The organism is Burkholderia sp. Ap-955, assembly GCF_011753045.1.
Taxonomy (GTDB): Bacteria; Pseudomonadota; Gammaproteobacteria; order Burkholderiales; family Burkholderiaceae; genus Burkholderia; species Burkholderia lata_D.
Genome location: NZ_VWWH01000079.1, coordinates 1 through 13,303 on the forward strand (window position 1 = coordinate 1; position 13,303 = coordinate 13,303).

The 13,303-nt window shown below is 67.9% G+C and carries 11 protein-coding genes and 1 pseudogene; 1 reads left to right on the forward strand and 11 read right to left on the reverse strand.

Annotated features, from left to right (window positions below):
- The 10 genes and pseudogenes from F3J15_RS29140 to hutH all read right to left on the reverse strand — a co-directional run.
- A pseudogene (locus F3J15_RS29140) lies at positions 1-274 on the reverse strand (aminotransferase class III-fold pyridoxal phosphate-dependent enzyme); the annotation flags it as partial.
- Between the two features lie 37 nt (positions 275-311).
- The gene (locus tag F3J15_RS29145) at positions 312-1,649 is read right to left on the reverse strand and encodes a glutamine synthetase family protein (RefSeq protein ID WP_069248391.1); all 1,338 of its coding nucleotides are present in this window, start codon (positions 1,647-1,649) and stop codon (positions 312-314) included.
- Positions 1,650-1,661: 12 nt separating this feature from the next.
- Positions 1,662-2,468 (reverse strand): gamma-glutamyl-gamma-aminobutyrate hydrolase family protein, encoded by an 807-nt coding sequence (locus F3J15_RS29150; RefSeq protein ID WP_089445967.1) that lies wholly within the window; start codon positions 2,466-2,468, stop codon positions 1,662-1,664.
- A gap of 758 nt (positions 2,469-3,226) precedes the next feature.
- Positions 3,227-4,024 carry an N-formylglutamate deformylase gene (gene hutG / locus F3J15_RS29160; RefSeq protein ID WP_166895544.1) on the reverse strand — a complete coding sequence of 266 codons (798 nt, stop codon included), beginning with the start codon at positions 4,022-4,024 and terminating at the stop codon, positions 3,227-3,229.
- A 59-nt stretch (positions 4,025-4,083) separates the two neighbouring features.
- Positions 4,084-5,460 (reverse strand): formimidoylglutamate deiminase, encoded by a 1,377-nt coding sequence (locus F3J15_RS29165; RefSeq protein ID WP_166895546.1) that lies wholly within the window; start codon positions 5,458-5,460, stop codon positions 4,084-4,086.
- A gap of 4 nt (positions 5,461-5,464) precedes the next feature.
- On the reverse strand, positions 5,465-6,688 hold the full coding sequence (hutI, locus tag F3J15_RS29170; RefSeq protein ID WP_166895549.1) for an imidazolonepropionase: 1,224 nt from the start codon (positions 6,686-6,688) through the stop codon (positions 5,465-5,467).
- Positions 6,689-6,692: 4 nt separating this feature from the next.
- Entirely contained in the window at positions 6,693-7,304 is a 612-nt protein-coding gene (locus tag F3J15_RS29175; protein ID WP_089445972.1) for a HutD family protein, read from the reverse strand.
- Between the two features lie 2 nt (positions 7,305-7,306).
- Positions 7,307-8,995 (reverse strand): urocanate hydratase, encoded by a 1,689-nt coding sequence (gene hutU / locus F3J15_RS29180; protein ID WP_089425798.1) that lies wholly within the window; start codon positions 8,993-8,995, stop codon positions 7,307-7,309.
- 39 nt (positions 8,996-9,034) lie between these two features.
- Complete coding sequence (hutC, locus tag F3J15_RS29185; protein WP_069248398.1) at positions 9,035-9,730, reverse strand: histidine utilization repressor; 696 nt, start codon at positions 9,728-9,730, stop codon at positions 9,035-9,037.
- 4 nt (positions 9,731-9,734) lie between these two features.
- A complete protein-coding gene (hutH, locus tag F3J15_RS29190) occupies positions 9,735-11,258 on the reverse strand; it encodes a histidine ammonia-lyase (protein WP_166895551.1) in 1,524 nt (507 codons plus the stop codon).
- Positions 11,259-11,471: 213 nt separating this feature from the next.
- Here hutH and F3J15_RS29195 point away from each other — a divergent pair, with 213 nt between their 5' ends.
- Positions 11,472-12,392: a glutamate/aspartate ABC transporter substrate-binding protein gene (locus F3J15_RS29195; protein ID WP_166895553.1), complete on the forward strand. Its 921-nt coding sequence runs from the start codon at positions 11,472-11,474 to the stop codon at positions 12,390-12,392.
- A 21-nt stretch (positions 12,393-12,413) separates the two neighbouring features.
- Here F3J15_RS29195 and F3J15_RS29200 read toward each other — a convergent pair whose 3' ends face one another.
- Positions 12,414-13,169, reverse strand: a complete 756-nt coding sequence (locus tag F3J15_RS29200; protein WP_166895555.1) for a 4'-phosphopantetheinyl transferase superfamily protein — start codon at positions 13,167-13,169, stop codon at positions 12,414-12,416.
- Positions 13,170-13,303 lie beyond the last annotated feature (134 nt).

Consider the following 13,303-nt stretch of genomic DNA (forward strand, 5'->3'; position numbering starts at 1 on the left):
TGCGGCCGTAGCCGACGTTCACGCACCAGAGGCCGGCCATCCCGTCGATCACCTTGTTGCCGTCCGAGTCCCACAGGTAGACGCCGTCGGCCTTCACGATCACGCGGCTGCCTGCACGGTTCAGCGCACCCATGTCGGAGAACGGGTGAATGTGGTGCGCGGCGTCGAGCGCGCGGTATTCGGCGGTCGTGCGCGCCTGCGTCGCGCGGGGAGCTGCGGCCGTGGCGCTCGGTGCGGCCGGCTGGATCCAGGCAGATTCGTTGCGGTACGTCATGTTTCCTCCGTGATTCCGTATTCGGTCGGGTGCACGCTCAGACGTGCAGCAGCAAATGCCTGCGTTCCCACGAGCTGATCACGCGGAAGAACGCTTCGTATTCGGTGTCCTTCAGCGCCAGATAGGCCTTCACGAACTTGTCACCAAGAATGCCGGCCAGCGGCGTGCAGGCCGCCATCAGCGAGATGCCCTCCTCGAGATTGCGCGGCAGCTGGTACGGCAGGTTGTAGCCGTCCGACGCGATCGGCTCGGTCGGTGCGAGCTGCTGGGTCAAGCCGAGATAGCCGGCCGCGAGCGTCGCCGCAAACGCGAGGTACGGATTGCAGTCGACGCCCGGGATCCGGTTCTCGATACGGCGCGCCGACGGGCCCGACTGCGGAATGCGGAAGCCGACCGTACGGTTGTCGTAGCCCCACTGCACGTTGATCGGCGCGGCCATGAAGCGCGACAGGCGGCGATACGAGTTGATGTACGGCGCGAAGATCGGCATCAGTGCCGGCGTGTACTTCTGCAGCCCCGCGAGATAGCTGTGGAACATCGGCGACACCGCACCGTCCTCGCTGGAGAACAAATTGCGCCCCGTGTGCGCGTCGGCCAGGCTCTGGTGGATGTGCATCGCCGAGCCCGGCTCGTCCTGCATCGGCTTCGCCATGAAGGTTGCATACATGTTGTGGCGCAGCGCCGCCTCGCGCACGGTGCGCTTGAACAGGAACACCTGGTCGGCGAGCGACAGCGCATCGCCATGCACGAAGTTGATCTCCATCTGCGCGGCGCCGACCTCGTGGATCAGCGTCTCGATATCGAGCCCCTGCATCTCGCAGTATTCGTAGATATCCTCGAACAGCGAATCGAACTCGTTCACGGCCTCGATCGAATACGACTGCCGGCCGGTCTCCGCACGCCCGGTGCGGCCGACGGGCGGACGCAGCGGCAAGTCGGGATCGGCGTTCATGTCGACGAGATAGAACTCGAGCTCGGGTGCAACAACCGGCTGCCAGCCTTTCGCCTTGTACAGGTCGAGCACGCGGCGCAGCACATAGCGCGGCGAGATCTCGACCGGCGAGCCGTCGAAGTGCACGCAGTCGTGGATCACCTGTGCGGTCGGGTCGACGGCCCACGGGATCAGGCAGATCGTCGACGGATCGGGCACGCACACCATGTCGGGATCGGTCACGCCGGTCAGCGTGCCGTCCTCCGGATAGTCGCCGGTGACGGTCTGCACCATCACGGCCTGCGGCAGGCGCATCGATTCGCCGGATTCGAACTTGTTGCGCGGAATAATCTTGCCGCGCGCAATGCCGGCCATGTCGGGAATGATCGCCTCGACCTCGGTGATGCGGTGCTGTCGCAGGAATTCGCTCAGTTCGGGTTGCATGATCGGCCTCTATCAGTCGACGTCGGATGCGGCCGGCGACGGCATCGCGCCGCCGGCTGCATGAATGCGATGCGTCATGCGCGCGCGACATGCCGCGCCGAATGCCGCGAAGATGTCGCGCGACAGCGGCTGTTCCGCGTAGCGCCATTCGGGATGCCACTGCACGCCAAGCGCGAACGCGCGCGCGCCACGCACGCTGACGGCCTCGACCAGCCCGTCGGGCGCACTGGCTTCGACGACGAGCCCCGCGCCGAGTTGCGCGATGCCCTGGTCGTGCAGCGAATTGACCGTCGCTTCCTGCGCGCCGCGCGCGACCCGCTGCAGCAGGCCGCCCGGCGCGAACTGCACGACGTGCGCGGGGCCGTACTGCCGTTCGAGCGGATCGGTGGGCCGCTCGCGGTGATCGTCGAAGCCGGTCGTCGCGTGCAGCCGCTGATGCAGCGTGCCGCCGTAGGCGACGTTCAGCTCCTGCATGCCGCGACAGATCGCCAGCACGGGCACGCCCGCGTCGATCGCCGCGCGGATTAGCGGCAGGGCGGTCGCGTCGCGCGCGGGGTCATGCAGCGTGTCGGGTGCGCTCGCGTCGCCGCCGTAATGATGCGGCTCGACGTTCGAATAGCTGCCGGTCAACAGCAAGCCGTCGATCGCCGCGACGATCGCGTCGGCCGGCTGGCGCGCGCCGAGCGCGGGCAGCACGAACGCCAGCGCGCCGGCGCCGTCGACGAGCGCGGCCAGGTACTTCTCCCCCGCCGAGTGGTTCGGATGCGCACCGCGCAGGATGCGGTCGGCGGTGACGGCTACGATCGGGCGCGCACGCATGGGCGGCTCTCCGGTAATCGCGCGCGATGCGTCTGCACGCGGGACGTTGAAGGTTCATGCCGGCGCCGCACGCATGCGCCACGACGCGGCGCATGACCATGCGCGATCCTGCCGCTCGGACGATGCGGCAACAGGCGGTGCGACCCGGAACGGAAGCGGAAAACGACGCTAGGGCAACAACGATGCGCTGCCGTCGCACTGCACCGCGCTGAACACGTGCGCGGACACGAGATTGAAGCGGCGCAGGCCGCGATGGGAAATGGCGAAGAAGCGAGGCGCGCGTAAAAAGGCGGCACGCGTGCCGCGATCAGCATGCCGGAACGGCCTGGCCTGAGGCGGCGCGCCCGCCGACGGACTTCGCGTCCGGCGTATCGAAGGGCTGGCGGCTTTCACGATCGTACTCGACTGACTGATGAATGCAGGACACGTGTCGCGATCAAGCGCATGCGGCAATGCCGCGCGGCGACACGTCGGCAAGGTGTCTCGCAGCGCATTCCGGCGCGGTGCGGCCACGATCGATGGCCCCTCCGCACGTGCGCGCGTGACGACTTCCTGACATTCAGCTTATATCACCTAAAAATTGCGTCAAATTTTCAGGGGCCGATGACGACATCGATCAGACGAAAGCCAAACGAAAAAAACGGCATCGATCCCGTGGATCGATGCCGTGTTGTGCATTGCATCGGCGCGGCATGCTGCGTGCCGGCGGGCCGTGACGCGCCTGCTCCGCCGCGCTGCCGCATCCGTGCGGCCCGCGTTCAACGATGCGCGAGCGCGGTTTCGACGAGCGTCTGCAATAGCGGCACAATCCGCGCCGCACGCGCTTCGTCATACGCGTAAGGACGCGTCTCTTCCATGTAGGTGATCTGCGAGAGCTCGAGCTGCACGGCCTCGACGCCGGTAGCGGGCACGCCGTAGTGACGCGTGATGTAGCCGCCCTTGAAGCGCCCGTTCGCGACCGCCGTATAGCCGCCATGTTCGAGCACGCGCGCGGCCAGCGCCTCGGCCAGGCCCGGCGCGGCACTCGCGCCGCTCGACGTGCCGAAGTTGAAGTCAGGCAGGCGGCCGTCGAAGAAGCGCGGCACGTGCGAGCGGATCGAATGCGCTTCCCATACGAGCACGCGGCCGTGCTCGCGCTTCAGGCGTGCCACCTCGCCTTGCAGCGCCTCGTGATACGGCAGCCAGCAGCGATCGCGGCGACGCATGATCTCGTCGTTGTCGGGCAGCGCGTTCGCCGGATACAGCGGCGCCTTGTCGAACGTATCGACCGGCACGAGCCCCGTCGTGTCCTGCCCCGGGTACAGGTTCTCGTTGTCGGGCGGCCGGTTCAGGTCGACGACGTAACGCGCATGCGACGGTACGAGGATCGATGCGCCGAGGTCGGCCGCGAATCCATACAGCCGTTCGAGATGCCAGTCGCAATCGTCGACGAAACGCGCGTCGGCCGTCATCGTCGCGGCGATGTCGTCGGGGATGTGCGTGCCCGCGTGCGGAATCGAGATCAGCAGCGGCAGCGTGCCCTGCTTCAGCGTGAATACAGCCGGTTGTTCAGTCATGTCGCATCACCGTTGGAGGTCTGCCGGCGCACGCTTGCGGCGTGCGCCGGTTGCGCGCATCAGCGCAGCAGTTGCGCCAGTGCGGCGCGGTAGTCGGCATACGCGACGGCTTCGTCGCGATGACGGCGGCCGCTCACGACGCGCTCGCCGCCCGTGTAGACGTCGAGCACCGGCGTGTCGCCGTGCTCCGCGAACACGATACCCGACAACCACGACGTGTTGTCGTGTTCGGCGATCGCCGGATGATCGGGATCGAGCACGAGCCAGTCCGCGCGGCACCCTTCTTGCAGCGCACCGACGCGCCGCCCGCTGGCCTGTGCGCCGCCCGCGAGCGATGCGTCGAACAGGCGATCGGCGACATGCGCCTGGGTGTCGCTCGCCAGCACGTTGCGCGCGCGGTGCACGAGCCGTTGCCCGTATTCGAGCAGGCGCAACTCCGAGCGCCAGTCGACCGACGCGTGACTGTCCGAGCCGATGCCGATCACGCCGCCTTGCGCGAGATAGTCGACGGCCGGGAACACGCCGTCGCCGAGGTTCGCTTCGGTCGTCAGGCACAGGCCGGCAACTGCGCGACGCTTCGCGAGCGCCGCCGTTTCAGCCGCGTCGACGTGCGTCGCGTGCACGAGACACCAGCGCGCATCGACGTCGAAGCGATCGAGCAGCCATTGCACGGGGCGCGCGCCGTACGCACGCACGCAGTCGTCGACTTCGGCCGTCTGCTCGGCGATATGGATATGCACGGGTGCATCGTCGGGCAGCCCGTCGAGCAGCACGCGCAAGCCGTTCTCGGATACCGCCCGCAGCGAGTGCGGTGCGACGCCGTAGCGCAGCCCGCCGTGCTCCGGCGCCACGCGGCGCATCGCGTCGAGCAGTTCGAGCAGGCCGTCGGGCGTATTGATGAAGCGGCGCTGGTCGTCACGCGGCGGCTTGTCGCCGAAACCGGCGAACTGGTACGACACCGGCAGCATCGTGATGCCGATACCGGCCGCGCGCGCGGCGTCGATCACGCGCGTGCCGAGTTCCGCGATCTGCGGATAGCGCGAGCCGTCCTGCGTGTGGTGCACGTAGTGGAATTCGCACACCGACGTGTAGCCGCACTTGAGCATCTCGACATACAGCCAGCGCGCGATCGCGGCGAGCGCGTCGGGCGTGATCTTCAGCGCGAAGCGGTACATCAGGTCGCGCCAGCTCCAGAAGCTGTCGGACGGATTCGCGCGATATTCGGCGAGCCCCGCCATCGCGCGCTGGAACGCGTGCGAATGCAGGTTCGGCATGCCGGGCAGCACCGGCCCGGCCGCACGCGCGACGCCGGCCGGTGCGTCGGTGTCGGGCGTCACGCCGGTCAGCGTGCCGGCCGCGTCCCACCGCAGCAGTACGTTACGGCGCCAGCCATCGGGCAGGTACGCATGGTCTGCGAACAACAGGGTGTCGGTCATGAGGCTATCCATTCATCCGGCGAAACACGGTCGTGCCGCCGCGTACGACCTGCTCGCACAGCGGCCGGCCGATCCAGTAGGCGAGCTCCGCCAGCGAGCCGACCGACCACGCGGCGAAGTCGGCCTGGCGACCGACCTCGAGCGCGCCGTGGCGATCCGCGCGGCCGAGCGCCGCGGCCGCATGGCGCGTGACGCCCTGCAGCACTTCGGGCACCGTCATGCGGAACAGCGTGCAGCCCATGTTCAACGTCAGCAGCAGCGATTCGAGCGGCGACGTGCCGGGGTTGTGATCGGTCGCGAGCGCGATCGGCACGCCGTGCTTGCGCAGCAGCTCGATCGGCGGCAGTTGCGTCTCGCGGATGAAGTAGTACGCGCCGGGCAGCAGCACGGCAACCGTACCGGCTGCCTTCATCGCCTCGATGCCCGCTTCGTCGAGAAATTCGAGGTGATCGGCGGACAGTGCGCGGTAGCGCGCGGCAAGCGCCGTGCCGCCCGCGTTCGACAGTTGCTCCGCATGCAGCTTCACGGGCAGCCCGCGCCGCGTCGCGGCCTCGAACACGCGCTCGGTCTGCGCGAGCGAAAAACCGATGCGTTCGCAGAATACGTCGACCGCGTCGACGAGGCCTTCGTCGGCCAGCGCCGGCAGCATCCGGTCGCACACTTCGTCGATGTACGCATCCGCGCGGCCCGCATATTCGGGCGGCAGCGCGTGCGCGCCGAGGAAGGTCGTGTAGACGGTGACCGGAAAGCGCTCACCGAGCTGGCGTGCAACGCGCAGCATCTTGCGTTCGCTCGCGAGGTCGAGCCCGTAGCCCGACTTGATCTCGATCGCGGTCACGCCTTCGGCGAGCAGCGGCTGCAGGCGTGCCGCGGCCTGCACGAACAGCGTCGTCTCGTCGGCCGCACGCGTCGCGCGCACCGTCGATACGATCCCGCCGCCCTGCCGCGCGATTTCCTCGTAGCTCACGCCCGCGAGGCGCTGCGCGAATTCGTCGGCACGCGTGCCGCCGTACACGAGGTGCGTATGGCAGTCGACGAGGCCCGGCGTCACCCACGCGCCGTGCAGATCCTCGCGCCGCCAGTGCGCATAACCGTGCGGCAGCGCGGAGAACGCGCCGAGCCACACGATCGTGCCGGTTTCGTCGACGGCGATCGCCGCGTCGTCGATCGTCTCGTCAGGATGGCCGTGCGGACACAGCCTCAGGTGATGCCAGACAGTCGGTTTCATGCGTTCAGTCTCGTTCGCCGATGGCGAGCGACACGGCGAGCAACGCGCCGCTCCCGCTCACGACGACGTCAAACGCACGCCGCGGCCCGTCGAGCCGCAGCGTGTCCATTTCTTCCAGGGTGTAACGCGTGCCGTCGATTTCGACGGCGGCTTCGCCGGCCGCGCAATACAGCAGCACGGTATCGGCATGCTCGATGCGGTGCGCGCCTGCGCGCCACACGTCGAGCGCGCCGCGCGCGGCCGAACGGCGCGTCATCAGGTTGAAGTCGCGCGTCGCGCCGTCGTGCAGCGTCGCGTCGATCGCCGCTTCACCCGCAAAATCCGCGCGGGCCAGCGGTGCGTCGAGCACGTGGCGTGCGCCGCCTGCCTCGGCGAGCGTCATGCCCGCGCCGGACAGCAGCACGAGCGTGCGGTCGATCCCGTCGAAACGCGAGAACGGCCCGGCCGTGCCGACGTCGGCGACGCTCACGCGCCACGCGAATGCGTCGAGCGCGGCACCCGGCGGGAACGCGCCGATTTCGCGCGTCACGCCGCCGCCGTTCTTCCATGGCGACGCGACGAGATCCGCTGCGCGGATCATCGTCGCAATCGCCGGCGCCTGGTGGAGCGCCGTCATGCTCAGCGGCCGAGCATCGGCAGCTTCAGGCCGGCTTCGCGGGCCGTCTGCTGCGCGAGTTCGTAGCCGGCATCGGCATGGCGCATCACGCCCGTCGCCGGGTCGTTCAGCAGCACGCGGCCGAGGCGCTCATGCGCTTCGGCGGTACCGTCGGCGACGATCACGACGCCCGAGTGCTGCGAGAAGCCCATGCCGACGCCGCCGCCATGGTGCAGCGACACCCACGATGCGCCGCCTGCGGTGTTCAGCAGTGCGTTCAGGAGCGGCCAGTCGCTCACGGCGTCCGAACCGTCCTTCATCGATTCCGTCTCGCGGTTCGGGCTGGCGACCGAGCCGGTGTCGAGGTGGTCGCGGCCGATCACGATCGGGGCCTTCAGTTCGCCGTTCTTGACCATCTCGTTGAACGCCTGGCCGAGGCGATAGCGATCCTTCACGCCGACCCAGCAGATCCGTGCCGGCAGGCCCTGGAACGCAATGCGCTCACGCGCCATGTCGAGCCAGTTGTGCAGGTGCGGATCGTCGGGGATCAGCTCCTTCACCTTCTGGTCGGTCTTGTAGATGTCTTCCGGATCGCCGGACAGCGCGACCCATCGGAACGGGCCCTTGCCTTCGCAGAACAGCGGGCGGATGTAGGCCGGCACGAAGCCCGGGAAGTCGAATGCGTTCTCGACACCCATTTCCAGCGCCATCTGGCGGATGTTGTTGCCGTAGTCGAGCGTCGCCGCGCCGCGTTCCTGCAGCGCGAGCATCGCGCGCACCTGGACGGCCATCGACTGCTTCGCGACCTTCACGATGCTCTGCGGATCGACCTTCTGCGCTTCGCGCCATTGCGCGACGGTCCAGCCTTGCGGCAGGTAGCCGTTGATCGGGTCGTGCGCGCTCGTCTGGTCGGTCACGCAGTCCGGCGTGATGCCGCGCGTGACGAGTTCCGCGAACACGTCGGCCGCGTTGCCGAGCAGGCCGATCGACACCGGCTTGCCGGTGCGCTTCGCTTCCTCGATCATGCCGAGCGCCTCGTCGAGCGTCGTCGCCTTCTTGTCGACGTAGCGCGTCTTCAAGCGGAAGTCGATGCGCGTCTCGTCGCATTCGACCGCGATCATCGAGAAGCCGGCCATCGTCGCGGCCAGCGGCTGCGCGCCGCCCATGCCGCCCAGGCCGCCCGTCAGGATCCAGCGGCCCGACGGATCGCCATTGAAGTGCTGGTTCGCGACCGAGAAGAACGTTTCGTAGGTACCCTGAACGATGCCCTGGCTGCCGATGTAGATCCAGCTGCCGGCCGTCATCTGGCCGTACATCATCAGGCCCTTGCGGTCGAGCTCGTGGAAGTGATCCCAGTTCGCCCAGTGCGGCACGAGGTTCGAGTTCGCGAGCAGCACGCGCGGCGCATCCTTGTGCGTGCGGAACACACCGACCGGCTTGCCCGACTGGATCAGCAGCGTCTCGTTCTCTTCGAGATCCTTCAGCGACGCGAGGATCTGGTCGTAGCATTCCCAGTTGCGTGCCGCACGGCCGATGCCGCCGTACACGACGAGCGCATGCGGATGCTCGGCGACTTCCGGGTCGAGGTTGTTCTGGATCATCCGGTAGGCCGCTTCGGCCAGCCAGGTCTTGCAGACTTTCTCGCTGCCGCGCGGCGCGCGGATCGTGCGCGTCGGATCGAGACGGGGATCGATGTGTTTCGGATGGTTCATGACGACTGCTCCCGAAGGAAAATGACTATCAAATAGGAATCAGAAATGCCCGGTGAAGCGATAACGGCTGCCGGGATGCCACAGATTCGCCACCGAGGCGACGACGCCCTGCGACCAGGTGCGTCGATGTAAAACCAGACACGGCTCGACGTCGTCCATCCGCAGCTGCTCGCGCCGCTCGGGCGCCGGGGCCGCCGCTTCGATCCGGTACTCGACGCGCTGCAGCGGAGCCGCGCGCATCAGGTACAGGTTCGGCGTCGTGTTCGTGAAATCCTGCTCGGCATAATCCGGCGCGACCGCAGGATTCACCCACCGTTCTTCGAGCTGGACGGGCTCGTCGTTCTCGAAGTGCAGCACCTGCGAATGAAACAGCTTCGTGCGCACGGCGACCTGCATCTCGTCGGCGAGCGCGTCGTCGGCGCGGATCGTGTCGAGGCCGAGCACGCTGGCGTGATACGCATGCCCGCGTGCACCGACTTCCTCCGAGATGCTGCGGATCGCCACCAGCGTCGACTCGTACTTCGGCCGCGCGACGTAGGTGCCCGCCCCCTTCATGCGCGTGAGCACCTGTTCGGCCGTCAACTCGCGCAGCGCGCGGTTGACGGTCATGCGCGCCACCTTGAATTCGCGCGCCAGCTCGTTCTCGGACGGCACCTGATCGCCCTCCTCCCACTCGCCTGCGTGGATGCGGGCCAGGATGAAATCCTTGATCTCCTGGTAGACCGGCGCGCTCATGGGCTTACTGTTCCGACGCGAACGAGAACGGCGCGACCTTCGCGAACGCGCGCTCGCCGACCAGCTTGGCGATCACGGCGATGTCCGGTGCGAAGTAGTGGTCGAGCTCGTAGTGCGCGACCTTGCTGCGGATCGTTTCCATCACCGGCGCGAGCTTCGGGCTCGTGTGGTACGGCGCGCGCAGGTCGACGCCTTGGGCGGCGGCCAGCAGTTCGATCGCGAGGATGTGCTTCGTGTTGTCCGCGATGTCAGCGAGCTTGCGCGCGGCGAACGTCGCCATCGACACGTGGTCTTCCTGGTTCGCCGAGGTCGGCAGCGAGTCGACCGACGCCGGGTGCGCGAGCGTCTTGTTTTCCGACGCGAGTGCGGCCGCCGTCACGTGCGCAATCATGAAGCCCGAGTTCACGCCGCCGTCCCTCACGAGGAACGGGGGCAGGCCCGACAGCGTCGCGTCGATCAGCAGCGCGATGCGGCGTTCGGCCAGCGCGCCGATTTCCGCTGCGGCGAGCGCGAGATTGTCAGCCGCGAACGCGACGGGTTCGGCGTGGAAGTTGCCGCCCGACAGCACTTCGCCGGTATCCGGGAAGATCAGCGGGTTGTCCGACACGGCGTTCGCTTCGACCAGCAGCACGTCGGCCGCATGGCGCATCTGGTCCAGGCACGCGCCCATCACCTGCGGCTGGCAGCGCAGGCTGTACGGGTCCTGCACCTTGTCGCAGTCGCGGTGCGACTGGTTGATCGGCGAGCCTTCGAGCAATTCGCGGTACGACGCTGCCGCATCGATCTGGCCTTGATGGCCGCGCAATTCATGAATGCGTGCGTCGAACGGCTTCACCGAACCGGCAGCCGCGTCGACCGACAGCGCGCCGGCGACGAGCGCGGTGCGGTACAGGTCTTCGATCGCGAACATGTTGTCGAGCGCCAGCGCAGTCGATGCCTGCGTGCCGTTCAGCAGCGCGAGGCCTTCCTTCGCCTGCAGCGTCAGCGGCACGAGGCCCGCGACGCGCAGACCGTCGAGTGCGCTTGCACGCTCGCCGCGGATGAATACTTCGCCGACGCCCAGCAGCACGGCCGACATGTGCGCGAGCGGCGCGAGGTCGCCCGATGCGCCGACCGAGCCCTTCACCGGGATCAGCGGCAGCACGTCCGCGTTGAACAGCTTGATCAGCGCGTCCATCACTTCGCGACGGATGCCCGAGTGGCCGCGGCCGAGGCTCGACAGCTTCAGCGCCATCAGCAGGCGCACCGACGAGCGTGCCATCGGCTCGCCCACGCCGACCGCGTGCGACAGCACGAGGTTCTTCTGCAGCAGTTCGAGCTGGTCGTGCGGGATGTGCGTGCTGGCCAGGCGGCCGAAGCCCGTGTTGATGCCGTAGGCCGGCTCGCCCTTCGCGGCGATGTCGGCAACGGCCTTCGCGCCGGCGTCGATCTTCGCGAAGCTGGCCGGGTCGAGCGCGAGCTGCACGGATTCGCGTGCGATCTGGCGCAGTTGCGGGAGGGTCAGATGGCCGGGGGTCAACGTAATCATGTGAGCAATCCTGTCTAGACAAGTTCGGAATGGATTGAAGTGTAGCCACGCCAACTTGTCTAGACAACCCGTTTTTCACCGATTTCGACTTGGGAGTTTCCCTGATGCCCGGTGCGGCCCGCCGCACCGGCCCGTGTGATCCTGTTATTAACAATTGTTGCAATTATTTTGTCTTTGGCAACATACGGATCACCATTCGCCACGGAGACCGCCATGCCCTTCCCGTCACGACTCGCCGCCCGGTTCGGCCGCCCCCTTTTGTTCGCCACGTGCGCACTCGCCTGCGGCGCGTCGCTCGCCGCGGAGCCGCTGTCGGGCACGCTCGAGAAGATCCGGCAGAGCAACCTGATCTCGATCGGCCACCGCGAAACGTCGGTGCCGTTCTCCTACGTCGACGCGAACGGCAAGGTCATCGGCTTCTCGCAGGACCTGTGCGACCGCGTGATCGCCGCCGTGAAGGCGCGCACCGGCAAGCCCGACCTGCAGGTGCGCTTCATCCCGGTCACGTCGCAGAACCGCATTCCGCTCGTGCAGAACGGCACCGTCGATCTCGAATGCGGCGTGACGACCAACCTCGCCGCGCGCCATGCGCAGGTCGCGTTCTCGACCACCTTCTTCGTCGCGACGACACGCCTGCTCACGCGCACGACGTCGGGCATCCGCGACTTCCCCGATCTCGCCGGCAAGACGGTCGTGACGAACCAGGGCACGACGTCCGAACGCCTGCTGCGCAAGATGAACGAGGAAAAGAAGATGAACATGCAGATCATCAGCGCGAAGGACTACGGCGAAGGACGCCTCACGCTCGAATCGGGCCGCGCGGCCGCGTACATGATGGACGACGTGCTGCTCGCGGGCGTGCGCCAGCTCGCCGCGAAACCGGCCGACTGGCAGCTCGTCGGCACGCCGCAATCGTCGGAAGCCTACGGGTTCATGCTGCGCAAGGACGATCCGCAGTTCAAGGCGCTCGTCGACGGCGTGCTCGTGCAGTTGATGAAAAGCGGCGAGATCAACGCGCTGTACGACAAGTGGTTCATGAAGCCGGTGCCGCCGAAGGGGCTGTCGTTCGACTTCCCGATGAGCGACGTGATCAAGGCGCGCTATGCGGCGCCGAACGACGCGCCGCTCGAATGAGCGCCGCGCGCTGACCGCGGCTCACGCACGCGTCCACGCGACGCACGCCGCATAGCCGGGCGCCGCGTCGAGCCACGCCGCATCGAACGCCGCGACGCCGGCGGCGGGCGCGGCCGGCTCGACGATCGTCGTCGCGGGGGTCGCGACATCGCGCGGCGGTACGACCGCGAACGCGCTCAGCCCGCCGACGATGCCCGTGCCGAGCGCCTTGAGCAGCGCCTCCTTCGCACTCCAGACGCGCATGAATGCGCCGGCGCGCGCGGCAAGCGGCAGGCTGTCGAGATAGGCGGACTCGGCAGGCGCGCAGACTTCGCGCGTCAGCGCCCGCCAGTCGGTCGCGCGGTTGCAGCACTCGATATCGACGCCCACGCGGCCCGCTGGGGCCCACGCAAGCAGCGCATGGTCGCCGGCATGCGACACGTTGAAGTCGAGCGACGCGCGATGCGCGCCGTCCAGCGACGGTCGCCCCGATGCGTCGACGACGATCGCTACCGCCTGCGGCGCGATGCCGAGGGCCGCGCCGAGCACGTCGCGCAGCGCGGCACGCGTCGCGGCGCTGCGCACCGCATCCTCGTGCCGCATGAAGCGTGCGGCCCGCGCGCGCTCGCCGTCGCTCAGTGCCGCATACGCAGGCGACGCAAGCGGCACGCGCCAGTCGAAATCGACACGCGCGATCCGCACGCCGGCGCGGGCCGCGGCGGGCGGCACGTCGAGCCGCTGCATGCGCCAGGCGCGGGAGCTTTCAGACGGAGAAACGGAATCGGGCGGGACGAGCATCGACGTGCGGCGGCCTGTGGAAGGAAACGTCCGATGTTAATCGATCAGGCGGTATGGCGAACCGTTGCGGCCCGCCGGCGTCAATGCTGCCGGCACTGCACGCCGCGCTGATGCTTGTCGTTCTCGCGGCAGGC